At 34.5% G+C, this 25,732-nt stretch carries 21 protein-coding genes, 10 tRNA genes and 2 pseudogenes; 8 read left to right on the forward strand and 25 right to left on the reverse strand.

Annotated features, from left to right (window positions below; genetic code table 11):
* Positions 1-21 precede the first annotated feature (21 nt).
* Positions 22-657, forward strand: a complete 636-nt coding sequence (locus B5P42_RS17735) for an FMN-dependent NADH-azoreductase (RefSeq protein WP_113734814.1) — start codon at positions 22-24, stop codon at positions 655-657.
* A gap of 364 nt (positions 658-1,021) precedes the next feature.
* On the opposite strand, the gene B5P42_RS17740 is transcribed toward B5P42_RS17735, so the two are convergent.
* Both B5P42_RS17740 and B5P42_RS17745 read right to left on the reverse strand, forming a co-directional pair.
* Positions 1,022-1,978, reverse strand: coding sequence for an AEC family transporter (locus B5P42_RS17740; RefSeq protein WP_113734815.1), 957 nt, complete (start codon positions 1,976-1,978; stop codon positions 1,022-1,024).
* Positions 1,979-2,102: 124 nt separating this feature from the next.
* Positions 2,103-3,821, reverse strand: a complete 1,719-nt coding sequence (locus B5P42_RS17745) for an NAD-dependent malic enzyme (protein ID WP_113734816.1) — start codon at positions 3,819-3,821, stop codon at positions 2,103-2,105.
* Positions 3,822-4,482: 661 nt separating this feature from the next.
* Between B5P42_RS17745 and B5P42_RS17750 the strand changes: the two genes are divergently transcribed.
* Entirely contained in the window at positions 4,483-5,067 is a 585-nt protein-coding gene (locus B5P42_RS17750; protein ID WP_113734817.1) for a DUF3238 domain-containing protein, read from the forward strand.
* Positions 5,068-5,221: 154 nt separating this feature from the next.
* On the forward strand, positions 5,222-5,821 hold the full coding sequence (locus B5P42_RS17755; RefSeq protein WP_113734818.1) for a DUF3238 domain-containing protein: 600 nt from the start codon (positions 5,222-5,224) through the stop codon (positions 5,819-5,821).
* A gap of 78 nt (positions 5,822-5,899) precedes the next feature.
* Here B5P42_RS17755 and B5P42_RS32785 read toward each other — a convergent pair.
* From B5P42_RS32785 to B5P42_RS17770, 3 genes and pseudogenes are all read right to left on the reverse strand, one after another.
* Positions 5,900-6,004, reverse strand: a pseudogene (locus B5P42_RS32785) (IS6 family transposase); the annotation flags it as partial.
* Between the two features lie 53 nt (positions 6,005-6,057).
* Positions 6,058-6,801, reverse strand: coding sequence for an SDR family NAD(P)-dependent oxidoreductase (locus B5P42_RS17765; RefSeq protein WP_113734819.1), 744 nt, complete (start codon positions 6,799-6,801; stop codon positions 6,058-6,060).
* 317 nt (positions 6,802-7,118) lie between these two features.
* Positions 7,119-7,592 carry a MarR family winged helix-turn-helix transcriptional regulator gene (locus B5P42_RS17770; RefSeq protein ID WP_113734820.1) on the reverse strand — a complete coding sequence of 158 codons (474 nt, stop codon included), beginning with the start codon at positions 7,590-7,592 and terminating at the stop codon, positions 7,119-7,121.
* A gap of 68 nt (positions 7,593-7,660) precedes the next feature.
* On the opposite strand from B5P42_RS17770, the pseudogene B5P42_RS17775 reads away from it, so the two are divergent.
* From B5P42_RS17775 to B5P42_RS17790, 4 genes and pseudogenes are all read left to right on the forward strand, one after another.
* Positions 7,661-7,930, forward strand: a pseudogene (locus B5P42_RS17775) (DUF3238 domain-containing protein); the annotation flags it as partial.
* A 241-nt stretch (positions 7,931-8,171) separates the two neighbouring features.
* Positions 8,172-8,816, forward strand: coding sequence for a DsbA family oxidoreductase (locus B5P42_RS17780; protein ID WP_113734821.1), 645 nt, complete (start codon positions 8,172-8,174; stop codon positions 8,814-8,816).
* 144 nt (positions 8,817-8,960) lie between these two features.
* Complete coding sequence (locus tag B5P42_RS17785; RefSeq protein ID WP_113734822.1) at positions 8,961-9,587, forward strand: FMN-dependent NADH-azoreductase; 627 nt, start codon at positions 8,961-8,963, stop codon at positions 9,585-9,587.
* 167 nt (positions 9,588-9,754) lie between these two features.
* Positions 9,755-10,885: an MFS transporter gene (locus tag B5P42_RS17790; protein ID WP_113734823.1), complete on the forward strand. Its 1,131-nt coding sequence runs from the start codon at positions 9,755-9,757 to the stop codon at positions 10,883-10,885.
* A gap of 181 nt (positions 10,886-11,066) precedes the next feature.
* Here B5P42_RS17790 and yhbH read toward each other — a convergent pair whose 3' ends face one another.
* From yhbH to B5P42_RS17845, 11 genes are all read right to left on the reverse strand, one after another.
* Positions 11,067-12,224, reverse strand: a complete 1,158-nt coding sequence (yhbH, locus tag B5P42_RS17795) for a sporulation protein YhbH (protein WP_113734824.1) — start codon at positions 12,222-12,224, stop codon at positions 11,067-11,069.
* A 448-nt stretch (positions 12,225-12,672) separates the two neighbouring features.
* The gene (locus B5P42_RS17800; RefSeq protein WP_002125087.1) at positions 12,673-14,568 is read right to left on the reverse strand and encodes a PrkA family serine protein kinase; all 1,896 of its coding nucleotides are present in this window, start codon (positions 14,566-14,568) and stop codon (positions 12,673-12,675) included.
* 403 nt (positions 14,569-14,971) lie between these two features.
* On the reverse strand, positions 14,972-17,041 hold the full coding sequence (locus B5P42_RS17805; protein ID WP_113734825.1) for a sensor domain-containing protein: 2,070 nt from the start codon (positions 17,039-17,041) through the stop codon (positions 14,972-14,974).
* A gap of 124 nt (positions 17,042-17,165) precedes the next feature.
* Entirely contained in the window at positions 17,166-17,654 is a 489-nt protein-coding gene (gene trmL, locus B5P42_RS17810; protein WP_000538149.1) for a tRNA (uridine(34)/cytosine(34)/5-carboxymethylaminomethyluridine(34)-2'-O)-methyltransferase TrmL, read from the reverse strand.
* A 58-nt stretch (positions 17,655-17,712) separates the two neighbouring features.
* Positions 17,713-18,600: an amidase domain-containing protein gene (locus B5P42_RS17815; protein ID WP_002029655.1), complete on the reverse strand. Its 888-nt coding sequence runs from the start codon at positions 18,598-18,600 to the stop codon at positions 17,713-17,715.
* A 44-nt stretch (positions 18,601-18,644) separates the two neighbouring features.
* On the reverse strand, positions 18,645-19,787 hold the full coding sequence (gene queG, locus B5P42_RS17820; protein ID WP_088032443.1) for a tRNA epoxyqueuosine(34) reductase QueG: 1,143 nt from the start codon (positions 19,785-19,787) through the stop codon (positions 18,645-18,647).
* A gap of 200 nt (positions 19,788-19,987) precedes the next feature.
* Positions 19,988-20,061 (reverse strand) — tRNA-Gly (locus tag B5P42_RS17825).
* A 115-nt stretch (positions 20,062-20,176) separates the two neighbouring features.
* The gene (locus B5P42_RS17830; protein ID WP_002091101.1) at positions 20,177-20,830 is read right to left on the reverse strand and encodes a DsbA family protein; all 654 of its coding nucleotides are present in this window, start codon (positions 20,828-20,830) and stop codon (positions 20,177-20,179) included.
* 186 nt (positions 20,831-21,016) lie between these two features.
* Positions 21,017-21,793: a transglycosylase domain-containing protein gene (locus tag B5P42_RS17835; protein ID WP_002113878.1), complete on the reverse strand. Its 777-nt coding sequence runs from the start codon at positions 21,791-21,793 to the stop codon at positions 21,017-21,019.
* Positions 21,794-22,322: 529 nt separating this feature from the next.
* Entirely contained in the window at positions 22,323-22,784 is a 462-nt protein-coding gene (locus B5P42_RS17840) for an NUDIX hydrolase (RefSeq protein WP_002010362.1), read from the reverse strand.
* A 150-nt stretch (positions 22,785-22,934) separates the two neighbouring features.
* Positions 22,935-23,654, reverse strand: a complete 720-nt coding sequence (locus B5P42_RS17845) for a YebC/PmpR family DNA-binding transcriptional regulator (RefSeq protein ID WP_002113875.1) — start codon at positions 23,652-23,654, stop codon at positions 22,935-22,937.
* A 660-nt stretch (positions 23,655-24,314) separates the two neighbouring features.
* Between B5P42_RS17845 and B5P42_RS17850 the strand changes: the two genes are divergently transcribed.
* Positions 24,315-24,635, forward strand: a complete 321-nt coding sequence (locus B5P42_RS17850) for a DUF3884 family protein (protein WP_044444398.1) — start codon at positions 24,315-24,317, stop codon at positions 24,633-24,635.
* Between the two features lie 239 nt (positions 24,636-24,874).
* Here the strand turns inward: B5P42_RS17850 and B5P42_RS17855 are convergent.
* From B5P42_RS17855 to B5P42_RS17895, 9 genes are all read right to left on the reverse strand, one after another.
* Positions 24,875-24,956: transfer RNA gene (locus tag B5P42_RS17855), tRNA-Leu, on the reverse strand.
* Positions 24,957-24,965: 9 nt separating this feature from the next.
* Positions 24,966-25,036, reverse strand: a tRNA-Cys gene (locus tag B5P42_RS17860).
* A 14-nt stretch (positions 25,037-25,050) separates the two neighbouring features.
* Positions 25,051-25,125 (reverse strand) — tRNA-Gly (locus B5P42_RS17865).
* Positions 25,126-25,130: 5 nt separating this feature from the next.
* Positions 25,131-25,205: transfer RNA gene (locus B5P42_RS17870), tRNA-Gln, on the reverse strand.
* Positions 25,206-25,270: 65 nt separating this feature from the next.
* Positions 25,271-25,346 (reverse strand) — tRNA-His (locus B5P42_RS17875).
* Positions 25,347-25,365: 19 nt separating this feature from the next.
* Positions 25,366-25,439, reverse strand: a tRNA-Trp gene (locus B5P42_RS17880).
* Between the two features lie 8 nt (positions 25,440-25,447).
* Positions 25,448-25,531 (reverse strand) — tRNA-Tyr (locus B5P42_RS17885).
* Positions 25,532-25,541: 10 nt separating this feature from the next.
* Positions 25,542-25,617 (reverse strand) — tRNA-Thr (locus tag B5P42_RS17890).
* A 14-nt stretch (positions 25,618-25,631) separates the two neighbouring features.
* A tRNA-Phe gene (locus B5P42_RS17895) sits at positions 25,632-25,707 on the reverse strand.
* Between the last annotated feature and the right edge of the window lie 25 nt (positions 25,708-25,732).

The following is a 25,732-nucleotide window of genomic DNA, read 5'->3' on the forward strand; positions in this document are numbered from 1 at the left end:
TAGAAAGGCAGGAAGAAACAAATGGCAAATCTTCTTTATATTACAGCGCATCCATTTGATGATACCGAATCATACAGTATGGCAGTTGGAAAAGAATTTATTAAATCCTATAAAGAATTAAACCCCTATGATGAAGTTGTTCATCTTGATTTATACAAAGCGGATATTCCATATCTTGATGCTGATGTATTTAATGGGTGGAAGAAACTTAGATCTGGCATTCCTTTACATGAATTAACACCTATTGAAATATCAAAAGTAGGACGTCTAGCTGAATTAGGCGGGCAATTTGTATTAGCTGACAAGTATGTATTCGTCGCTCCAATGTGGAATTTCTCTATTCCAGCCATTTTAAAAACATATCTTGACGCTGTGGCTGTATCAGGAAAAACATTTAAGTATACAAAAGAAGGAGCGGTAGGATTATTAACAGGTAAAAAAGCATTGCATATTCAAGCACGTGGCGATATTTATTCTGAAGGACCAGAAGCGCGTAAGGAGATGGGACATCGGTATTTAGAGGTTATGATGGAATTCTTTGGAACCTCTTTCTTTGAAGGAATATTTGTCGAAGGACATAACAAATTTCCAGAACAGGCTGAAAAAATTAAGGAAAAAGCTATTATTAGAGCTAAAGAAGTTGCTAAATATTTTTAAATATTTCAATCTAAAAACACAGTATTACTAATTATATTTATTATAGTAGCAATACTGTGTTTAATAAAAACTCTCCTAGGATTTTCTTCGCTTACCTTGTATCTAATTCATCCTACAGTATTATCTCGCTCTATAGTATTGTGTACATCAACTTAATCCACCAAAAAAATTTCCAGTCGTTTACTCAGATCATTTTAGGGCTATAATTATAACCGTTATCAGTAGACACTAAAAAAGATGGCTCCGATAGAATACCGAAACCATCTTTTAAGTGCTCGATTTTTTATGGTCTTTTTATTAAACTGTCCATTTTATAGAGTACAGTTCAATTCTTTACAATCTCAATTGATTGACAGTAACTTATTTACATCAACCAAGAAATCAAAAAGGGAAGAGTGACAAGAGACATAAGCGCACTAATAAAGAAAGAAGAGGCTGTCTCACCTGCTAGACTGTCAAATTTCACTGAAATCATAGCAGCTACTGCAGATCCTGGGAATGCTACTAATAAAACTAACTTTGTTACGTCACCTGAAGATAATCCGATTGCATGCGCAATTCCAATCATGAGAAGTGGTTGGACGATTACTTTAAGAAGCGAAATCCCAAATGCAGTTGAGCTAAATTGAACTTTACGAATTCCGATTGTAACCCCAACAGCAAATAACGCTGCACCCGATGTAATACCACCAATTTGCTCTAAACTTTTCGCTAATAAATGAGGTGCCTGGAACCCGCATAGCACAAGAATAACCCCAATTAAAGGAACACAGGCCAACGGCTCTGAAAGACCATGTAAAATTGATTTAATAGTTACTTTCAAAAGACTTTCTTTCTCGTCGGTCTCTTTATTTTTACTTTGACCTACTGCACCAATAATAGTAGCTAATGGATCTAGTATGGCATTCACAACGATTCCTGTAATGGCAATTGGAAGCGCAGCCACACTTGCTCCAAACAAACTTCCTAAAACCGGAGTTCCCATAAATGCAAAAGTTGGTTGGGCTGAGTTTAAAGAAAACATGGATGCTTCTGTTAATGAAAACTTAAATACGTATTTAGCAATTAATAGGAAAACAATATAAAAACCTACAATACCAATAACTAAGGCAAGTAAAAATGGCCATTTTTCAATTAATGTTTGCTTAGGGGTTGTTGTAATCCCCACAAACAGATGGGCTGGTAATGCAAATTTCGTTACTAATGTATTTAATCCTTTTGATGTCGTCGCATCAAATTTTTTAAAATATCCAGCTAAATATCCTAATAGGATGGTAAAGAAAATAGGTGTTAGAATAATAAAGATTTGACTCGTTTCCATTTTAAAATCCTCCATACTTCACATTGATCTGGGTATATATATCCCTAAATTACGATTTAACTTCAAAGTGAATAGTTTCTAGTAAATACCAATGCCTATCAAGGTGATAGGCATTCATTTAAACCTACATAGTTATCTCCGAATTTTCACTAGCTTTGATTGATTTATAAGTTGGGTGCCACATAGCATCTTTTACAGCTTGTTCAACATCTTCTGGAACATGTTGAGCCACGCCATCTTGAATAGCTGCTTTTGCAACTTGAATTGCTACTGCTATAGAAACAGAACGCAAGTCCTTTGTACTTGGAAGTAATGAAGCACCAGCTTTACGACTATCAGTCATATCAGTCACAGCATTTGCAACAGCAGTAAACATACCACTTGTAATCACTTTAGCTTTTACGACAATCGAACCAAGTCCTAAACCAGGGAATACAAATGCATTGTTAGATTGACCAATTTCGTATACTGTCCCTTTATAAGAAACGGAATCAAATGGACTTCCTGTTGCAATTAGTGCTTTTCCATCTGTCCAAGTAAGTAAATCTTGCGGAGTTGCCTCTGCTAATGGCGTTGGGTTTGACATTGGCATAATGACTGGGCGTTCCACATGTTTGGCCATTTCTTTTACAATTTCTTCTGAGAAGGCTCCCGTTACACCTGATGTTCCAATCAGAATAGTAGGTTTTACTTGTTTAATTACTTCCAGAAGAGTTATTTTACCGGATTCATCACGCGCCCAATCTTTTACTTCTTCCGATTTTTGTAAGTAAGGTTTTTGGAAGTTTAAAATAACATCCATATCGTCTGTTAAAAGTCCTCGGTAATCAACAGCCCAAAATCTACTATATGCTTCTTCTGTCGAAAGACCATCAAACACCATCGCATTATGAATTTGATCAGCATTACCAATCCCTGCGGCTCCTGGTCCAAATACCACTACTCGATGCTCTCGTAATGGGACACCAGTAACTTGAACAGCAGAAAGGATGGCTGCTAATGTAATAGCTCCAGTACCTTCAATGTCATCATTAAATGTTAAAATCTTATCTCCGTATTTTTCAATAATGTTGCGCGCATTGACATTACCGAAGTCTTCCCAATGTAATAAAGCATTTGGGAACATTTCTAATGCTTTTTCAACATATGCATCAATAAATTCGTCGTATTTTTCGCCTCGAACACGTTCATGTCGATTTCCAATATAAAGAGGATCTTGTAACAACTCTTCGTTGTTTGTCCCTACATCTAATACAACAGGTAACACACGACTGGGATCGATACCAGCAGCTGCCGTGTAAACAGCCAATTTACCAACAGAAATATTAATTCCATTTGCTCCCCAATCTCCAATACCCAGAATACTTTCAGAATCTGTAGTTACAATTAAATCAATATCCTCTGCTTTAACTCCACTATTTGCAAATGCTTTTTCAATTCCATCCATATCATTAATAGAAAGATAAACACCGTCTGGACGATGATATTCATGACTATACTCTTGAATGGCTTGTCCAACAGTCGGAGTGTAAATGATAGGTAACATTTCACTAAGATGATCTGTTAGTAATCGATAGAATAATACGGTATTGCGATTAGATAAATCATTTAACCAAACATTTTTTCGTAAGTTATTAGGTTGTTCTTTAAATTGTCGATAAGCACGCTTAACTTGTTCTTCTAACGTTAAAACTGTTGGAGGTAATATCCCTTCTAAGCCAAGATCTTTACGTTCTTGTTTTGTGAATGCTAATCCTTTATTTAAGAAAGGTTGAGCAAGAAGATTTTTCCCTTTCAAATTTGTTTGAATAGATCTTTCATTGGAAAGATTAAATGTAGTCATGTGATTATTCCTTCTTTCTTAAACTCTTAATGTATTTGTAAAGTGTCTTATTTGATTGCGTCAATAAAGGTTACTAATAGTAACTCGTGTCACTTAACGTTACTAATCGTAACCAAGGTAAATAAAATAGTCAACGATTTTATTTTTCTTTTTTTTTCCTTTTCTTTACTTCTGATTATTTTTTGTCCTCTAGTAAATAAATAGTTTCCTCTATATAAACACAAATTAAAACCACATGGAATAAGGATTTTGTTTTTTACTTACATCAAAAAATTAATAGAAATAATTAAAAAAATAAGAACCTATATAGACGTTTTTTTAGAAAGGAAAATATAAATACAACAAAAAAAATAACAAATAAATTAATCAAATAAGTTACTATTTGTAACTTAGTTATTTTATTGACACCTATGTGTGGTTTATTATCTATCATATTAAAAGCAGAAAGGTGAGAATGAATCATGACAAAAGTGATGTACAATCCAATTCACTCAGTATTTGATGCTTCATACATAAAACCTTCTTGAATAAAGTCAATACAGTTGACTAAATCTGAATTCCGTTGTAATATATGCAATATAGTCAATTGGATTGACTATATTTAGAGTGAAAAGGAATAGGATTCACCGAAACAAAAATTAATACATTATGGAGGTTTCTCATGGCTAATATCGTTAAAATTAGAGGAAGTGTATTTGCTCCGTATGCTTGGTTAAAACCTATTAAGGATTCTGCAACAGGGAGGATCTTAGAATATACTGGTGATGCACGTGAATTTACACCATACGCCGTAAACACAATGCGTTCAAGATTAGAGCAAGAAGTGATTATTGATTTTTATAAAAAAGAAATTTTCACATTTGCAGATGCTTGTCTTACAACTGTAAAAATTACAAATCCAGATGGTTCTATTGAGCATAAAAAAGGGAAAACAGGTACAGAAAATATTGTATGTACGAATGTTGTGTGGGGCGCTGATGGAGTTTCTTTTGAAATGAGTGCAAGTGCCAGCAACCCTTTAGATAAAGCAGCACCTGCGGCTGATTATTTATTAACTATACGTGTTAACAAAAGTGGAGCTTTGCATATTGAAGGTTCTCATGATGGGTTCCCTTGCTATGAATTTTATAAGCAAACAGATTTTGGTCCATTTGAATTAATCTATACACATGATTACAGAGAAACTGGTGACACTCCAGCGGCGCTAGCTGGAGAAATGGAATACAGTTTTAAAAAGACCATTTAGATATAAATATGAATCAGAAGCGTATTACTATTTAGACAAGAAAGAGCAAATATGAAAAGAAAAGCAATTGATTATGCGACAAAAATTGCAACCTGTTTTGCTCAATGATTAAAGGTTATATATTACCAAAAATAAAATTACAGAGGTGTTTCTCATGACTAATATCGTTAAAATTAGAGCAAGTGTATTCATTCCAACGTCTTGGACTGCAATAGGTTGGAATGGACCTAAGGAAGATAAACAAACGGGAAACTTAATCGAATTCGAAGGTGACGCACGTGAATTTACCCCTTATGCTGTAAACGCTATGCGTTCTAGAGTTGAACAAGAAGTAGTTGTAGATTTTCACAAAAAAGAAATTTTCACATATGGGAATACGGGTATAACAACAGAAAGAGTCACAACTCCAGATGGTTCTGTTAATAAGAAATCAGGAAAAGCTAGTACAGAACGTATTGTATGCACTGATATTGAATGGGCTTCTGATGACGTCAAGTTTCAAATGAGTGCAAGTGCTAGCAATCCATTAAATATAAATGCACCTGCTGTTGACTATCTTTTAACTGTGCATGTCAAAAAAGATGGTACTGTTGATATTGAAGGTAAACATGATGGATTTCCTTGCTATGAATTTTATAAACAAACAGATTTTGGTCCGTTTGAACAAATTCATACACATGATTTCAGAGAAACTGGTGATACAGCTGAAGCTCTAGGGGGAGACATGGAGTATAGTTTTAAAAAGATATTGTAAAGACAATATAATTTCCCTTTTAGTGAAGATGCAAAGTTTCTTAAAAGAGAAACAAGAGCCTGAATATATGAGGAAATATTATGCGACTATTAGTAATTTCTGTAAATTATGATACACCGAAAGGGCGAAGTCTACTTGAAGACTTCGCCTTTGTTTATACAGGGCATGAACGGTTTGGATTCCTATATTCCTGTTTTGGCAAAATGTTTAATACGTGCCCCAATTTCATCAACGAATTATTTCATTTCGCTTCCACCACTGACAGGAAGGTAACTTCCTGTGATATAAGCACTATCATCGCTGGCATAAAAAGCAATAGCTTTTGCAATATCATCAGGCTGTCCGATTCGACCAAGTGGGAGAAAATTCGCCTTCTGTTGTTTGAATTCTTCTGGTATAATGCTTGTCGCTTCTGTCTCCACTAATCCTGGGGAGACGACATTTGCTGTAATACCGTAACTCCCCATTTCTTGAGAAATAAATCTTACCATACTATTTAAAGCTCCTTTTGAAGTGCCGTGTGAAATAAAATTAGGTCCTGGTTGGTTACCTAAAATACTAGATACATAGATAAGTTTCCCGTAATTTTGTTTCTTCATATAAGGTATTACACTTTTTGTAGACACAAAAGCCGCTTGAAGTTCATCATTCGTTTTTTGAATAAATTCATTCCATGTGATATCTTCAAATGATTTCTGTACAAAGCTCACGCCTGCATTATGTACGAGGATATCTACGGATCCATATGTTTTTATAGTTTCTTCTGCAAGATTACTCATTTGCTCCATATTTCTAGCATCTGCTTGTATAGCAACAGCTTCTCCATCCTTTTCTCGAATTGATGTAACCACCTCTTTTGCTGCAGTCGCATTCCTTACATAATTCACTACTACTTTTGCTCCACGTTGTGCTAATATTTTTGCTGTAGCCGCACCAATTCCTCGGCTTGCTCCTGTTATGATTGCTACTTTTCCATTCATCTATTTGTCGCTCCTTTTATTTTATCTAGTATTTATTCTCTGTCTATGTAGTTTGTTCTTATTGCGTATATTTACAAATTCAATATAATCACCCTATGTTAGATGTTATATCAATACGTCTTAATAGCACCCATATCCATTTTAATACTTTTTTCAATTAGATATTTAGTTCCACGTTGTGCTAATTCCCCGCCGTTGTTATCACTCCATATATGAGTCGGGAGCTATTTTGTTATTCAATATTGGTTGATATATCTCTTCAATAGTAGTTTCCTTAACGTTTACCCATCAATCTAATATTTTGAGACACTCTATATTTACCAAACAGGTCTAGACCTCAATGACAATTTACCTTCATTTGTTTCATAAACTAATTTTGTTAAATCTTCTTTGAGCATTTGCATGCGCTCAGTACCTATGTTTTCAATCCAGCGCCTCTCAATATCAGTCAGTATTTCTTCTTTTGCTTTCAATACTAACCAACCTCGTTCGGTCAAAACGATAAGCTTCCCTCTTTTATCAGTGGGATGAGTTCGGCGCATTACATAACCACTTTTCTCAAGATAATCCACCATTTTACTTACAGCTTGTTTTGTAATCCCTAAGTATGCGGCTAGTTCTATACCTGTTGCTCCATCAGGGGTAATACATTTAAACATAAAACCATGTGCAGGTCTAATATCTCCAAACCCCAATTCATTCAATCTGTCATGTAGTTCCTCAATCACTGTACTAAAGGATAATGACAAAAGTGATGTAAGATCTAATTCACTAAATACTCGTTGATTCATGTATAAAACCCCCTCTAATAAAGTAAATTAAGTTGACTTTATTAGAATCTTATTGTACTATAAACAACATAGTCAATCAAACTGACTATACTGTTTTTGAAATTAAAGCAAGTTCTTGGACTGAACCTATAAAGGATACTCAAACGGGTAATACAATTCAATTCGAAGGTGATTCAAGTGAATTTACCCCTTATACTGTAAACACTATGCGTTCAAGAGTTGAACAAAAAGTAGTTGTAGATTTTTATAAAAAAGAAATTTTCTCATATGCAAATACGGATATAACAACAGAAAAAGTCACAACACTAGATGGTTCAGTTAATAAAAGAACGGGAAAAGTTGTTTTATTTCCATAAAAAACCGAATTACACTTATCCTACGGGAGCAAATATACAAATTATTTTAGCCCATACACAAGAAGCGATGGATCAAGTATTAGAGAATATGGCAATGGAACAACTCGTTACATTATTAGTAAATAAAATAAATTCTTCGTATAAAGTGTATATTTTTTTACACCACTTATAACTTATATAGTTACAAGTGGTGCGATAAAAAGAAAAGTGAGGAAACGTATATATGACCGTGAAAATTAAAGTTTATTCTGATTTTGTATGCGCATTTTGTTTTTTAGCAACAGGTCCCTTGGATAAGGTTGTAAAGGAAAAAGATGTAGAAGTAGAATGGATGCCATTTGAATTGCGTCCTAGTCCATCTCCGAAAATTGATCCACGGACACAACCTCGTTTAATGGAAGCTTGGAATTCATTTATTTATCCTACTGCTAAAAAAATAGGATTAGAAATAAAGTTACCACGTTTTCGTTCGTATACGCACCTTGCGTTTGAAGGTTATCAATTTGCAAAGGAACATGGAAAAGGAAATGAGTTTCACCATAAAGTGTTTATTGCACATTTCCAAGAGGAAAAAAATATTGAAGATATCGAAGTATTAACAAAATTGGCGGAGGAAGTGGGACTTTCTCAGGCTGTATTTAAGGAAGCATTAGTATCACGAAAGTACCGAGAAATGCATCAAGAAGCGATAAAACATGCCCATAGAGAAGCACAAATTATGGCTGTTCCAACGTTCTTTATTGGTGATGAAGTTATTCAAGGTTTTACTAGTAAAGAAAAATTAGCAAAGATAATTGATCAAGAAGTAGAAAAGAATAAAGAGAATGAGTTGGATGGATTGCAATGTAGTATAGATGGAGAGTGTTAATGCTAGATTAGTAGTAAAATATAGATTTCAAAAAATACAGTCAGCCGTGTTGACTATACTGTTTTTGTTATAAAAGAAATGGGATACCCCTTTTTATTGAGTAAATAATAACACCGTAAGAGTGAGTAACAGGAGGAAAAAAATATGACAACAGTTTTATTTGTAAAAGCAAACAATCGTCCAGCAGATCAAGCAGTTAGTGTGAAATTATATTATGCTTTTTTAGCAAGTTATAAAGAATCACATCCAAATGATACAGTGGTAGAGCTTGATTTATACAATGAGGAATTGCCATATGTAGGAGTAGATATGATTAACGGTACATTTAAGTCTGGTAGAGGATTTGATTTAACAGCAGAAGAAGCAAAGGCAGTAGCTGTTGCTGATAAATATTTAGATCAATTTCTTGCAGCTGATAAAGTTGTATTTGGTTTCCCGCTATGGAATTTAACAATCCCAGCTGTACTACACACATATATTGATTACTTAAACCGTGCAGGTAAAACATTTAAGTATACGCCAGAAGGGCCAGTAGGTCTTATTGGAAATAAGAAAATTACATTATTAAACGCAAGTGGCGGTGTATATTCTAAAGGACCAAAAGCTGAAATGGAAATGGCTGTTAAATATGTAGAAAGTATGATGAGCTTCTTCGGTGCAAAAGATATAGAAAAAATAGTAATTGAAGGTCACAACCAATTCCCCGATAAAGCAGAAGATATTATTGCTGAAGGGCTTGAAAGAGCGATTAAAGTAGCAAGTACGTTTTAATTAACAAAAATATTTGTTACTTCTATATAGCAGTACCAACACTTTTATAGCGGTGGTACTGCTTTTTTTATTCACTTATCTCTTTACTTTTGAGTGCTAAGACCCCAATTGATGCGAACTTTCCATTCTCAAGTTATTCAAACGATAGAAAGAAGGATTACATTCCAATGGAACGTTTATGGACAAAAAACTATATAATGCTGACAATTACATCATTATTACTATTTAGTGGTTTTTATTTATTAATGCCAACACTACCTATGTTTATTAAACAATTAGGTGGAAGTGAATCGCAAGTTGGATTTATTATTGGAGTGTTTACAATATCGGCAGTCATTTTCCGTCCTATTGTTGGAGGATTAATGGATCGATATGGCAGGCGCGTATTTATAATAAGTGGACTACTATTTTTTGCAATTACAATGTATTTTTATGATTGGGTAACAGGAATTGCATTTTTAGTGGTATTACGTATCCTTCATGGAATCAGCTGGGCAGTTGGTACCACTTCGATCTCCACAGCTGTGACTGATGTGATTCCACCATCTCGTCGCGGAGAAGGAATGGGCTGGTATGGACTTGCAATGACTTTAGGTATGGCTTTAGGACCAATATTAGGTCTTTGGGTAGTAAGATCATTTTCATTTCATTATCTATTTCTCCTATGCACAGCATTAGCACTTATTGCATTCATACTTGCATTTGGTACAAAAATCCCAGCAGTTCAATATACATCAAAACAACCAATATCATTTTTTGAGAAAACAGTTTTACCAACCGCTATTGTTACATTTTTCCTATCCTTTACTTTTGGTGGTATTACAACATTTTTACCACTGTTTGCGGCAAACATTCAAGTTAATGCTGGTACTTTTTTCTTAGTTTATGCTGTTACACTTATAGTAATTAGACCACTTGGGGGAAAGATATCCGATAAATATGGAGAAGGAGTCATTATTGTTCCTGCGCTTTTTATACTGATAGTCGCACTATTAGTCCTAGCAATGACAAATGGGTTTGTCGGACTAGTTATTACAGCTATTTTGTACGGAATTGGATTTGGATCGGCACAACCTGCGCTTCAAGTGGCAATTTTACGATTAGCTCCACCAGAGAAAAGAGGAGTGGCAAACGCTACATTTTTTACTGCTTTTGATTTAGGAATTGGTTTAGGCGCTATTCTTTTAGGGTTTGTTTCACAGCTCATGGGATATCAAATGATATTTATTGTTTGTGCTGTATCTGGGTTTATTAGTCTGTTAATTTTTATTTTGTTTGTAAAAAAGACACTAAAATAACTTTTTAATTTACAAAAAAAGCGCTATTCTTTTTGTAGAAATATACAGAAAGAATAGCCTGTTTTTTCATTTGAGGGAAATTTTGTTTTGTTCCCCAAAATGATAAATTTTTATTTCTCCTTCAAAATGATATATTTCTAACCCTAAGATATATTAAATCCTTATATATATATTTTCAAATTTATTTCTTAAGGAACTTTTTAAGGCATTTAAAAACATCCTCCTTATTTTTCAATATATAATACCTAAACTTATCCTCTTCAATGTTTTTATAAACAGAAAAAAGGGTAGATGATGAGCGATTATACTGATTCACTTCCCCATACCCAAACATATTACACTTCTTCATCAACTCTTCCACAAGCTTTACGCATCTAGCATTATCCGAAGTTAAATTATCACCGTCTGAAAAATGGAATGGATAAATATTATAACGGTCTGGTGAATATTTATTATCGATTAACTCAAGTGCTTTTTTGTATACAGAAGAACAGATTGTTCCACCACTTTCCCCTTTTGAGAAAAACTCTTCTTCTGTGACGACCTTCGCTTCCGTATGGTGAGCAATAAACTCAATGTCTACGGTTTCATACTTTGTGCGTAAAAATCTTGTCATCCAGAAAAAGAAGCTACGTGCCATATACTTCTCCCATATTCCCATCGATCCACTCGTATCCATCATCGCTAATACAACAGCTTTTGAATCTGGCTTTAACACTTCATTCCAAGTACGGAACTTTAAATCTTCTTGGTGAATTGGATGGAAAGATGCTTTACCACGCATTGCATTTCGTTTATATGCAGATATCATCGTCCGTTTCTTATCAATATTTCCCCATAATCCTGTTTTTCTAATATCATTAAATTCAATATGTTCAATCCGGTTTTCATCCATTTCTTTTCTCTTTAAATTAGGCAGCTCTAACTCTTTGAAAAACGCTTGCTCCAATTCTAAAATTGAGACTTCTGCTTCATAATAATCTTCTCCAGCTGCATCTCCTGCCCCTTGCCCTTTTCCTGGTCCCTTCTGCTTTTGACCACCTGATCCATCTCTTGCAACAACATCACCAACTTTGCTGTCACCGTTTCCTTGCCCAACGTGTTTGTTTTTATCATAATTGTATCTAATCTTATATTCATCTAAAGAACGAATCGGTATTTTCACAACATCCTTGCCATTAGACATAACTATACTTTCTTCTGTTACAAGGTCTGGTAAATTATTTTTGATTGCCTCCTGCACTTTTTCTTGATGGCGTTGTTGGTCGTCATATCCTTTGCGATGGAGGGACCAGTTTTCCTGTGAAATCGTGTAATTTGGTTGGTTTTCTTCGCTCATTCCTTTCCCTCCTTACTGTAATTGTCTTCCCCTATGAACAGCAATCTATAATTTTGTTTTCTAGTGTGCGTAACTAGAATATTTGAAAAATAACTGTTCATCGAAAATCATCCCATAAACATATATAGCGTTTTTCATACAATACTCCGAGCATCCTAAACAAAATTTTGCCACTCACATAATAGAAAGAAACATTCAGCCGTTGATAAGAAAGAAACACAATGCATTGTTGCACACATTTTCGTTTTGCAACATATTGTATTGTGTTGGCTTTTTTGTATGAATGGTTGGTTACTCTATAATATGCATATTGTAAAAATAATTGACAAGAAATTCATAAAATCGTATCTTAATTTATTATATTCGGACAAGCTATGACATTTTTTACAAATATCAATAGATAACAAAACGCCGCCCCAAGAATAAGAGACAGCGTTTTGTTATCAAACTATCGATTTAACAAACTACCTACATATCGTAACAATTCATTCGCAGATGAAGAATTATAGCCATGCTCATCAATTAAGCGTGCAACAACATCATTGATTTTCTTAAGCTGATTTTCGTCTGGTGTTTTCGTTGATGTTGTAATTTTCACTATATCTTTTAAATCGGCAAATAGTTTTTTCTGAATCGCTTCACGAAGACGTTCGTGTGAATTATAATCAAAGCGTTTTCCTTTACGTGCATAAGCAGAAATGCGAATTAAAATTTCTTCACGGAATGCCTTTTTAGCATTTTCTGAAATTCCAATTTGCTCTTCAATCGAACGCATAAGTTTTTCATCTGGGCTCATTTCTTCACCAGTTAACGGATCACGTAATTTTGATTTATTGCAGTATGCTTCGACGTTATCTAAGTAATTATCCATAAGTGTCTTAGCTGATTCTTCGTATGAATAAACAAATGCTTTTTGTACTTCTTTCTTAGCAATTTCATCGTATTCTTTTCTCGCTAATGAGATGAAATTCATATAGCGCTCTCGGTCCTCACTACTAATTGACGGGTGCTGATCCAATCCGTCTTTTAACGATCTCAGTACATCTAGTGCATTAATAGATGGTACCTCTTTTCGAATAATTGTAGAAGAAATTCGGTTAATGACATAACGAGGGTCAATCCCCTTCATACCTTCATCTTGATATTCGCGTTGCAGTTCCTCTACATCAATCGTATTATATCCTTCTACCGTTTCTCCATCATATAAACGCATCTTTTTAATTAAATCAATATCTGGACGCTTCGGGTCTTTTAAACGAGTTAAAATAGTGAACATTGCTGCAACGCGAAGTGTATGCGGTGCAATATGAACATTGGACACATCACTTTCACGAATCATTTTTTCATAAATATGTTCTTCTTCACTAACCCGTAAATTATATGGAACTGGCATTACAATAATTCGTGAATGCAATGCTTCATTTTTCTTATTTGCTATGAAGGAACGATACTCTGTTTCATTTGTATGCGCTACAATTAATTCATCTGCTGAAATAAGCGCAAATCTTCCTGCTTTAAAATTCCCTTCTTGTGTAAGCGATAGTAAATGCCATAAAAATTTCTCATCACATTTTAACATCTCTTGGAATTCCATCATGCCGCGGTTCGCCTTATTTAATTCTCCATCAAATCGATATGCACGAGGATCTGATTCCGAACCGTATTCTGCAATTGTAGAAAAGTCTAGACTACCTGTTAAATCGGCAATATCTTGTGATTTTGGATCAGAAGGACTAAATGTACCAATTCCTGTACGGCGATCTTCAGAGAAGAAAATACGCTCTACAACTACATCCTCAATTCTTGCCCCATATTCTTGCTCTAGACGCATAACATTTAATGGTGATAAATTCCCTTCAATCCTTACTCCATATTCATCAAAGAAATCATTCCGTAAATGTTGCGGAATTAAATGAAGTGGATCTTCATGCATTGGGCATCCTTTTATTGCAAAAATCGCTCCACGATCTGTTCGTGAATATGTTTCTAATCCTCGTTTCAACATCGTAACTAATGTTGATTTCCCCCCACTAACAGGACCCATTAATAACAAAATACGTTTCCTAACATCTAATCGTTTTGCAGATGGATGAAAATATTCTTCCACAAGGCGTTCTAAAGCATCCTCTAATCCAAATAGCTGATTACTAAAGAAGTTATATTTTCTTCTACCATCAACTTCTTCAATTCCAGCATCTTTTATCATATTGTAAATGCGAGAGTGTGCTGTTTGAGCCACCCATGGTCTTTCTTTCACAAGCTCCAAATACTCCGCAAACGTACCTTCCCATTGTAAACGTTCTTCTGCTTCCCGATATTGTTCAATTTTCTTTAGAATATCCATTATAGCTCCTCCCCCATCTCCTTGTTCAATCGGATTATTATAAAAGGTATGCTAGGATGTCCTTAAACATTCTTTAAATCAAAACGAAATATATAATAGCGCTATAAAATTCTCTCCAAAATTCAAAGAAAATTCTGTATAATAAAGGTATTAAAGTTTTCACGCTGCTATTCATTGTAAATAAATTCTTTTCTTCTGGGAACCTTACATACATTTCGATTCACAAATAGGATTCGTAAACCGAAAAAGTAAGGGGGAAATTAGTATGAAGTTATTATTAATTTTAGGTGTATCAATCACATTTCTTACAGCTATTTTTACATCTGGTTATAACGATAAACCAGGTACACAAAAAAAGTGATGTGCTTTTCAGCACATCACTTTTTTTCTTGTTTTTTATACACTATTTAAAATAAATATTTTCCACATCGTATATCGATAAAGGGCGATTATAAAAATAACCTTGTACGATTTTCACATTCTTTTCCTTTAAGAACTGTATTTGTTCCGCCTTTTCTACTCCTTCTGCGATTACATTTAACCCTAGAGTATGTGCTAAATGAATAATTGCAGCCGTAATATTCGTATCTCTTTCATCTTTATATATACCTTCCATAAAAGAACGATCAATTTTTAACGTATCAATCGGATATGTTTTTAAATAACTTAAAGATGAATATCCCGTTCCAAAGTCATCTAAATGAATCTTTAAATTTTGTTCTTTTAACTGCAGTAACACTCTTTTTGATACATCTTTATGTATAAGAGCCCCTTCTGTAACTTCTATTGCTAATAAATGAGGGGGAACGTTGTACTTATTTAAAGCACGTGTAATCATCTCTATTAATGTAATAGAACGAAAATGTCTAGCTGAAATATTAACTGCGATTGGTACAACCTCATATCCTTTATTTAACCATTCACGTATCTGTTCACAAACTTGATGTACTACCCATTCATCAAGTTTAATAATAAACCCTGTTCTTTCAGCAAGTGGGATAAATTGATTGGGCGAGACAAAACCTAGCTCCTTATTCTCCCACCTTATTAAGGCTTCCATACTGGCTATCTTTTCCGTTTCAATATTAATTTGAGGTTGATAATAGAGGGAAAATTCATTTTTCTCTATAGCACGATGTAACTGATTTTCTATTATAAACCTTTGTTCACGTTCACAATCTAATCCACTACAATAAAAATGATAATACCCTTTTCCTTTTTCCTTTGCTTTTTCCAAAGCTGCGTCGACTCTTTGGAAAAGCATTTTTTCATCCATTCCATCTTCTGGGGCCATTACAATCCCAATTGATGCACTCAAATAAACATCCTCTTCTTCTATTACAAAATGCCCACTAATTTTTTTTAATATTGTTTGTGCAACTTCCTCTACGTATTCTCTCGTTATATTTTCTATTAACATAACAAATTGATCATCATGTTCTCTAAATAAATGCATATCTTCTATTTTTAGGTCTCGTAAGCATTCAGTAACTTTTTTTAAGACTTGATCCCCTTCTTTATGACCAAATGTATCATTAATAAGGTGAAATTCATCCAAATCTATAAAAACCAATGCGAATTCTTTATTCTCAGCTAAAAATTCATTTAGCTTATTTGTACATGATATTCTATTCATTAACCCCGTTAACTGATCAAAGTAAGCTAAATATTCTGTTTTCATCTCATTTAATACTTGCCTCGTAACATCCCTCGTAACAATGTACACCCCGACGATTTCACTATTCACAATAATAGGGATTGTCCTCACGGAAATATAAAGTTCATATCCTTCTTTATGAATATATTTCTTTGCAACAATTTGTTTTGCTCTTCCCTGTAAAGCATTTTTAAATATAATTTGAAAAGTTTTTTCATATTCTTTATTTATAAACTGACAAATAAATTGGTCCTTTAACTCTTCATATCGATACCCAAAAATTTCATAAGTCGCTGGATTTGCATATGTAATTCTTCCAATAGAATCTACAGATATAATGGAATCATTATTATATTCTAGTAATGACTTAAATAACATTTGTTTTTCTTCTATTTCCACTTTTTTCTTAACCTGTGCTGTAATATCTCTAGTAATACAAATAATAAACTGACATGTTCCATTTACATCGCATACTGGATTAAGTGAAGATTCATAATGTATATCACCAGTTGGCAAACTAATTACATCACAAAATGTAATTGCTCTCGCTTCTCTCATTACTTTTGCATAGTGTCCTTGCAATAACCTTGCCGTATCTTCTGGTAATACTTCTGCAAAAGTTTTCCCATAACATTCTTTCCCTAGCCTGGCGTGATTCATTCCTATTTTATTCACATAAATATATTTAAAAGTTTCATCATCAATAACTTTCACAATAAACACTAAATCTTGAATAGCATGTAACAATCCCTGTCTTAATAAATCCATATCTATCATACTTAAAAAGGTATTTTGATTATTATATTGTTCCTTCATATTTATCTCAACCCGTCTTATCTATTTTTATTCATATATCTCATTCTATATGAATATGTACCTTTTTTAAAATGTATGATTACATATTTTTTTAAAAAATAAAAAAGCCGCCAAATGGCGACTTTTAATACACGATTTCTAAATCTAATCCTGGATAATTTTGTTGACGGAACGCTTCATAAATTAAAATTGCTGCTGTATTAGATAAATTTAATGAACGTACTTTATCCGTCATTGGAATACGTAAACAATGATCGAAGTTTTCTTCAATTACATTAGCTGGTAATCCATTTGTTTCTCTTCCAAATACGAAATAGTAATCCTTCTCACGTTTGCTATAATCAAATGCTGTATGAGCTTTCTCGCCATACTTTGTTAAATAAAAGAATTCACCATCTTTATTTTTCTCATAAAATTCTTCGATTGAATCATAATACGTAACTTTTACGTGCTGCCAATAATCTAATCCTGCACGCTTTAACATTTTGTCATCCGTTGAAAATCCAAGCGGTCTAATCAAATGTAATTCTGTTCCAGTTGCTGCACAAGTACGTGCAATATTTCCTGTATTTGCTGGAATTTCTGGTTGATATAAAACAACATGTACTCCCACGCGATATTCACCTCTATTTTTTATCTACTACGTATTATACCACTTGAACGAAAAATCTCTACCCATTAATAATATGAAAAAATTTATATTTCATTTGTGGTGTATATTTACTAGAATCTTCATAGTTCCAATAACGCCTGCGGCTATTCGCTGAATGTGCATTTACAAGCGGCATACCATCTGCGTCTTTTGCTACTACAATTGTCGTATGATTCCACCTACCATCATCCTCAAAATCATACGCAATTACATCGCCAAGAATAAGGTCTTCTGGCCTTTCTACTGCTTCTGCTCGAAGCCCTGTTGTAGCACCTGACAAATACCAATAAAAAGAGTGTGCTACAGCCCAGCTCCAACTCCACTGGTTTCCCCTTTGCCACCACCCTTTACGAATGTTAGGATGTCCATTCATCGGGACTTCTCCAGTGTGCAGACATTGTGAAATAAAATTTGTACAATTATCCGGAAAATTACGGTATGCAGAATTGCGATCATCCCACCAACGCTCTGCATATTTCACTGCCTCTAAACGATTATATTGATATGAACCGTATTTTTCTTTCGTGACTTCCCGTTCTAACGTTTCACCTATTCCTATTTCTTCTGACACTTCAAGAGCATAATCATCTATTATACAACTATTTTTTAAACAAACTCGTCGTTTTAATTGTTCCTCTTCGATATAAAATAATTCTTTATGCTTAATTAAATATTTCAAGTGTATTTGATAATCAATTTCTTGATGCTCATTACTATTTAATTGTCTAACGAAAGAAATATCTGCAGTTGCTTTCACTATATGTGCACTACGCTTTTGAAACAATTGTTTCTTTCTCTGTACCATTTGTAACAAATCTACTGCAATACCATCTACATCTGTTCGTTTCTCTGTTATATATGCTAAAAACTGTTGCACTTGCTTTTCAATATTCGCTTTTACAACCATTTCGTCTCCCTCCCATATTACAATATGAAAAAGGGAGATATTATCTACTCTTTTTTCTGTGCTAACAATTCAAGTCCACGATTCATTTCATGAAGAACCTCTTCATCTTTCTCACGTTCCATCGCTTTTTCAATCGCTTCTCCTACTCCATCTCCACCAATTTTCCCAAGTGCCCATGCTGCTGTTCCACGAAGGACTGGTCTTGGATCATCTTTCATAACACCGATTAAATCAGGAATTGCTGCTGTTTCTTTAAAATGCGCAAGTGCTAAAATAGCATTTCGTTGCAATGGTTTTTTACCTCTCCATGAACCAGACATAATTCCATACTTCTCTTTAAAATCACGATTACTAATTGTTAAAAGTGGTGTTAATAACGGTTTAACTAACTCAGGGTCAGGCTCCATTTCAGGATGGTTATGAAAATCCATTCCTTTATTTTTCGGACAAACAGTCTGACACGTATCACATCCATATATACGGTTTCCTATTTTATCGCGATATTCTTCAGGCAGAAACCCTTTTGTCTGTGTTAAAAATGCAATACATTTCTTCGAGTCCAACTGCCCGCCTTGTACTAAAGCACCTGTAGGACAAATATCAATACATTTCGTACAACTTCCACATTGATCTTCTATTGGCCGATCAGGAGGGAATGGAACATTCGTAATCATTTCTCCTAAGTATACATACGAACCAAATTCCGGCGTAATAATAGCGCAGTTCTTACCACTCCATCCAATACCGGCACGCTCTGAAACAGCTCGATCACTTAGCTCCCCTGTATCAACCATTGATTTCACTTCTATATCCGGCAGCTTTTCGATTAAATACGCCTCTAACTTTTGCAAACGATCTCGTAGAACAAAGTGATAATCTTGGCCCCAAGAAGCACGGCAAAAAATCCCACGTCGTTCCCCACGTTTACTTAATGGTGCATTTTTTAATTTTGAAGGGTATGCTAAAGCAATCGCAATAATTGATTTCGCACCAGGTAACAATAGCTGTGGATTCGTTCTCTTCTCTATATCAGGCTCTTCGAATCCAGACTGATAATCCAATTGTTGTTGCTGGATTAGGCGCTGCTTTAATTCCTCAAATGGTGAAGCACTGGCAAAACCTATTTTATCTATACCAATCGTTTTACTATACGCAATTACATCTTGCTTTAATTGTTCAAAGTCCATTTTCAATCGCCTCCACCGATGAATCCATCCCTTATGTAACGACTATACTGGTTATCAATTCACTTTTGGAATAATATTCCTCACTTCTATTTTCGCATACAATTATGATTTTCAAACATTAAAAAACGCAATGCTTCGTTTATCTTAGAAACGAAACACTGCGTTGATCACAATTTATTAGAAAAACATTAAATAAAATTTGGAGCGGGTGAAGAGAATCGAACTCTCGACCAGAGCTTGGAAGGCTCTTGTTTTACCACTAAACTACACCCGCAAATATGAAAAAAATATAAGATATTGAAATAACTTATGTAAAGTAGTATAGCATGTAAAAAAAATCGAAGCAAGAAATTTATCGAAAAAAGTCGAAAAAGTGATGAGATACCTCATCACTTTTTCAATTCTTTATCAATCGCCTTCTTCATACTATCGAAATCAGGGTTTGCAAGATTCCCATTTATATATACTGAAGGAGCACCTTGAACTTTTAATTTTTGAGCACGATCTGAATCTTTACGTACTTTGTCTTTCATTTCTTTACTGTGTAAATCTTTTTTAAACTGTTCTACATTAATTTTCGGAAGCTTTTCTTTCACAATATTAAGAAGTAATTCTTCTGTAATCCATTCTTCCGTATCTTTCTTTTGATTTTGATAAATCTCATCATAGAAAATCCAGAATGAATCTTGATCTTGTTTATAAATTGCTTCACCGGCAGCTGCACCTAAATCAGAGTCTTTTCCGATAAACGGGAAGTTAATAAAATATAACTGCACTTTACCTTTATCAATATACTCTTCTTTTAATCGTGGTAATACTGTTACATCCCAAGTACGACAAGCTGGACATTTAAAGTCTCCAAATTCAACTACCTTAACTGGAGCATCATCTTTTCCTAAAGATTGTTGCGTAGAATAAGCAAACATCTCATTCCCTTTATCTTTCTTGTCATTTATGATGCTATACACAATCGTCCCGATTACAATCAATACTGCGATAGAAAAAACTATACCAAGAGCCATGAGTTTGTTTGATGATTTCATATACATTCCTCTTTAATTTCATATTCTGTATACATCATTGTACACAATACACATAATATCAATACTTACATAGGTCACGCAATGAACACGCTCACATAAATTACAAAAATACAACGTTTGTGACAATATTGTGTCACCTTTTGTCACAAATTATCAAAAAAAGAAGCTCCTATGTAGGAACTTCTTTTAACTTACTGCTTTTTCACGGGCATTTTTTAACATGGATTGCTCTGTTTTTATATCATGGCGAATTACTAATTTCTCACTAACTGCTTGCACATATTCATCATGATTTATATACCCTTCTTTCTCCATTAGCCTTAAAACTACATTCCGTCTCTCAACTGCTTTATCATAATTTTGTGCAGGTGAGTAATAAGCCGGTGCTTTTACTACAGCAGCCATCATTGCACTTTCAGCCAGTGTTAATTGATCCACTTTTTTACCGAAGTAAAGGTTTGCTGCTTTTTCAATCCCCCATGCGCCTTCTCCGTAGTAAATATTACTTACATACAATTTTAATATCTCATCCTTTGTGAATGTACGTTCAATCTTTTTCGTATAAAAAATTTCTTTCCACTTACGGGAAAATGTACGTTCATTAGATAAGAAAGCATTTTTAGATAACTGCTGTGTAATCGTGCTTCCTCCTTGCACAACACCACCAGCTTTTATATTTTCAATAGACGCCCTGATAATCGCTATATAGTCTAAACCGTTATGATGATAAAACCTTTTATCTTCCGTCGCAATAAATGCGTGTGTTAATGATTCTGGCACCTCTAACTTAGCGGGTACATGTAATTTACTAATATCACTTCGCTCAATCATTACATTTCCAACGAATAATAATGCAAAACTTAACAATAATAATAATATAATGGCTTTATAAAGAAATTTAGTTAATGGATTTAATGCAACTTTTTGATGATAATTCACTCTAGATAATACTCGTTCTTTCATCTCGAACACCTCTTTTCCACACAGCATATAACTCTTAATTTAAGAATACCTTGTTATAAAAGAATATCCCATCGATTTCTCTTACACCTACCTTACAACATTGTAAGGTGTAAAAATGTATTGTATCACAGTCCCTTTTTATCTACTATTCATATGAAATGTTGAATATACATTTATTTATCACACTATTTATAGGAAGTAGGACTCTCCTTAATTTCACTTTATTCTTTTATTATATCAGTTTATACATTTATACTTTTAAACATCTAGCAATCTAATTATATACGATATATCACCATTATACAGAACGAACGTTCTATAAATCAATACTAGCTTTCGGATTATCTCGCTATTTGTGTGCAGTAAGAATTCTCCCTCAAAACTTGGCTAAAGCTAGGAAATTAGGTGGTAGTCCTGCTTCCTCCACCAATTATTAGCCTACACTTTATTATTGTGACCTTTTTCTGAAACAGTATACATAAAGAAAAGGTTAGCAATTTGAGCTGTCCTCAAATAACTAACCTTTTCTTTACAACCTTCCTATAAGATTATATGGCTGAACTTCCCATGTTTCGTATGGAATAAAATGCATTGCTTTCATCGCATCAAGTGTCCTTGATTTCATATGAGGACGCGTTATATACTCATCAATGTTCTCTTCGTTTAAAGCAACAAATTTAGCCTCTTGTATTTCTTCAGATTGAATTTTTATTTCACCACTAACATATGCTACTTTAAAAACAACAGCTACAATATGCATAGAAGCATTATAATAAATCCCTGTAACTCCGATAGGCTTCACAGTTAATCCTGTTTCCTCCATTATTTCTCTGCAAACAGCTTGATCGAGCGCTTCCCCTTCTTCTACCTGTCCTCCAGGCATTTCCCACGTATCTGCTCGCCAGTGCACTTTCGTTAAAAGCACCTCATTCTTTTCATTTGTTAAATAACCTGCTACGGCAACAATATGCTTTGGTGTTTTATGCTCCACAGAAATACCTCCTAGAAATATGATTATTTAAAATACAAACCTATAACCATATTCCCTAGCAGCTACAAAATACCTTTAATACTTTACCACCTTAATTAACTCCATAAAAAAAGACCCTATCCGTTAAAGGAAAGGGTCTTCTGTCTTATATTATTCCCCTAAGTCTACGTTGTGGTAAACTTGCTGTACATCTTCTAAATCTTCTAATGCATCAACCATTTTTTCAAATTGTACTTGAGCATCTTCAGGAAGTTCTACATCACTTTGTGCAAGCATTGTTAATTCTGCAACTGTAAATTCTTCAACACCAGCACCTTTAAGTGCAGATTGTACTGAATGGAACTGATCAGGTTCAGCATAAACGATAACAGAATCTTCTTCTTCTAGAATGTCACGTGCATCTACATCTGCTTCCATTAAGATTTCAAGAACTTCATCTGATGTTTTACCTTCAAGACCGATAACAGCTGTCGCATCAAACATGTAAGCGACAGAACCGTTTACACCCATGTTACCACTGTTTTTGCTAAATGCAGCTCGTACATCTGCTGCAGTACGGTTTACGTTATTTGTCAGTGTATCTACAATTACCATAGATCCGTTTGGTCCAAAGCCTTCATAACGAAGCTCGTCATAGTTTTCTTCTGAACCGCCTTTTGCCTTTTCAATCGCACGGTCAATAATTGTTCTTGGCACGTTGTATGTTTTCGCACGTTCTAATACAACTCTTAACGTTTGGTTTGATTCTGGATCTGGCTCGCCTTGTTTTGCTGCCACATAAATTTCACGTCCAAATTTCGCGTATATACGGCTTGTATTTGCATCTTTTGATGCTTTTTTTTCTTTAATATTGTTCCATTTACGGCCCATACTTTCCACTCTCTTTCCCATTTTAAATCTACATAAAAATATTAATATGAAATATAATGTGTATTCAACACATTTTTAAAAGAAATATAAAAAGTTCATTTTTGATTCATATTACAGACATAATATAAATCACTATCATTTTGTTCTTTCGACAAGTTATATTATACATGAATTCCTAAGTTTATTACGAATTTTAAAATCACATAGCATAATTTAACAAAAAAAAACCTAACATTTCTGTTAGGGTCTTTTTAGGTGACATTTATATAGAGTGCTACCCTTAAAATCCTTTATTTTAAAGCATTTTAAAAATTTTGAGCTTCTTTAAACATGATAAATTAAAATGAAACGGAGCCAAAATGGAATCATATTAAATAACTGACACCTTTTACTTTCATTTCTCTCCCTTGATTAAATTTATCATATTTCATTTATTACTGTGATAATTTATTTTATTATTTCTCGCTAAACAATAAGAAACAGGGCAAAGCTGCCATGTCCTTTTAAAGATTTGTTATGTAGTATGTTATGAACTATTCATTATCAAACTAAAGTTATTCCTTTTCATTCCTCTACTAATCCCATAATATTTCCTTAATTACTTTCTATTGCTGTATAATTAAAATAGGGAAAAATTTGAAGAAAAGATGGGAGAGAATTATGACACATTCAAATGAGAAAAAATCACATGGTTTTAAAGGAATAGGAGAGAAGTTAAACCCAACTATCTATCAAGTGAGATTCATGAAATTGGATGGTCCAATTCAATTTGAGTCGTTCCCTAAATTAAAGGAATTAGGGGACTGGTTGAGTACTTCAACGCAAATATGGTCGTGTCACTCAACTATGTACAAGTACAACAGAGAAGAGTTTGAAAAGAAGTTTTTCGAAATTACGAAATTACCAGCTGATAATGTGGTAATTTCAACTGGTGGTATCGGATTTAACTTCATGTCACCAGGGTGGAGAGATTCTCTCTAGAGTGCTCGAAAAAATTCTTGTATATGTAATATACTACTGAAATTTTATAAAAGGATAAAACCGAACTTTCGGTTTTATCCTTTTAATACTTCATAGTTTCTTCCAACTGTATCTAAAGTTCGTCACTTACTCACCGCACACTACCCCAACGCACTATTAGTGCTTATTTTGTAGTGTGAAGAAAATACAAAAAAACTCTACACAATTAGTGTAGAGCCTTGATGTTACGCCGTTCGTGATACCGATGGTCGGGGTCGAACCGACACTCCCGAAGGAACACGATTTTGAGTCGTGCGCGTCTGCCAATTCCGCCACATCGGCATAAAAGAAAGGCGGCAACCGGATTTGAACCGGTGGTAAAGGTTTTGCAGACCTCTGCCTTACCACTTGGCTATGCCGCCATATGAAGTTAAAATGGAGCGGAAGACGGGATTCGAACCCGCGACCCCAACCTTGGCAAGGTTGTATTCTACCACTGAACTACTTCCGCAAAAATGGCTGGGCTAGCTGGATTCGAACCAGCGCATGACGGAGTCAAAGTCCGTTGCCTTACCGCTTGGCTATAGCCCACCGAAGTTTTACTTAATTATATGTAAGTATCCATTAATTTATTTGTAATTTTTAAAAAATAAAAATGGGGCGACTGATGGGAATTGAACCCACGAATGCCGGAGCCACAATCCGGTGCGTTAACCACTTCGCCACAACCGCCATGTTGTGTTTATATATTTGGCAGGGGCAGTAGGAATTGAACCCACACTGGAGGTTTTGGAGACCTCAGTTCTACCTTTAAACTATGCCCCTATGTAAAATGGTGGAGGGGGGCAGATTCGAACTGCCGAACCCGAAGGAGCGGATTTACAGTCCGCCGCGTTTAGCCACTTCGCTACCCCTCCGAAACTTACATGGTGCCGGCTAGAGGACTTGAACCCCCAACCTACTGATTACAAGTCAGTTGCTCTACCAATTGAGCTAAGCCGGCATATTTTATTAAAATGGTGGCTCGGGACGGAATCGAACCGCCGACACGAGGATTTTCAGTCCTCTGCTCTACCGACTGAGCTACCGAGCCTTATTAAAATGGCGGTCCCGACCGG

It is taken from the genome of Bacillus sp. SRB_331 (genome assembly GCF_003264175.1).
Lineage (GTDB): Bacteria > Bacillota > Bacilli > Bacillales > Bacillaceae_G > Bacillus_A > Bacillus_A mycoides.

Bases quoted from the DNA above. Each gene is read 5' to 3' on its own strand.
- B5P42_RS17735 (WP_113734814.1), top strand. From the start codon at position 22: ATGGCAAATCTTCTTTATATTACAGCGCATCCATTTGATGATACCGAA.
- B5P42_RS17740 (WP_113734815.1), bottom strand. From the start codon at position 1,978: ATGGAAACGAGTCAAATCTTTATTATTCTAACACCTATTTTCTTTACC.
- B5P42_RS17745 (WP_113734816.1), bottom strand. From the start codon at position 3,821: ATGACTACATTTAATCTTTCCAATGAAAGATCTATTCAAACAAATTTG.
- B5P42_RS17750 (WP_113734817.1), top strand. From the start codon at position 4,483: ATGGCTAATATCGTTAAAATTAGAGGAAGTGTATTTGCTCCGTATGCT.
- B5P42_RS17755 (WP_113734818.1), top strand. From the start codon at position 5,222: ATGACTAATATCGTTAAAATTAGAGCAAGTGTATTCATTCCAACGTCT.
- B5P42_RS17765 (WP_113734819.1), bottom strand. From the start codon at position 6,801: ATGAATGGAAAAGTAGCAATCATAACAGGAGCAAGCCGAGGAATTGGT.
- B5P42_RS17770 (WP_113734820.1), bottom strand. From the start codon at position 7,592: ATGAATCAACGAGTATTTAGTGAATTAGATCTTACATCACTTTTGTCA.
- B5P42_RS17780 (WP_113734821.1), top strand. From the start codon at position 8,172: ATGACCGTGAAAATTAAAGTTTATTCTGATTTTGTATGCGCATTTTGT.
- B5P42_RS17785 (WP_113734822.1), top strand. From the start codon at position 8,961: ATGACAACAGTTTTATTTGTAAAAGCAAACAATCGTCCAGCAGATCAA.
- B5P42_RS17790 (WP_113734823.1), top strand. From the start codon at position 9,755: ATGGAACGTTTATGGACAAAAAACTATATAATGCTGACAATTACATCA.
- yhbH (WP_113734824.1), bottom strand. From the start codon at position 12,224: ATGAGCGAAGAAAACCAACCAAATTACACGATTTCACAGGAAAACTGG.
- B5P42_RS17800 (WP_002125087.1), bottom strand. From the start codon at position 14,568: ATGGATATTCTAAAGAAAATTGAACAATATCGGGAAGCAGAAGAACGT.
- B5P42_RS17805 (WP_113734825.1), bottom strand. From the start codon at position 17,041: ATGAAGGAACAATATAATAATCAAAATACCTTTTTAAGTATGATAGAT.
- B5P42_RS17815 (WP_002029655.1), bottom strand. From the start codon at position 18,600: ATGGTTGTAAAAGCGAATATTGAAAAGCAAGTGCAACAGTTTTTAGCA.
- queG (WP_088032443.1), bottom strand. From the start codon at position 19,787: ATGGACTTTGAACAATTAAAGCAAGATGTAATTGCGTATAGTAAAACG.
- B5P42_RS17830 (WP_002091101.1), bottom strand. From the start codon at position 20,830: ATGAAATCATCAAACAAACTCATGGCTCTTGGTATAGTTTTTTCTATC.
- B5P42_RS17835 (WP_002113878.1), bottom strand. From the start codon at position 21,793: ATGAAAGAACGAGTATTATCTAGAGTGAATTATCATCAAAAAGTTGCA.
- B5P42_RS17845 (WP_002113875.1), bottom strand. From the start codon at position 23,654: ATGGGCCGTAAATGGAACAATATTAAAGAAAAAAAAGCATCAAAAGAT.
- B5P42_RS17850 (WP_044444398.1), top strand. From the start codon at position 24,315: ATGACACATTCAAATGAGAAAAAATCACATGGTTTTAAAGGAATAGGA.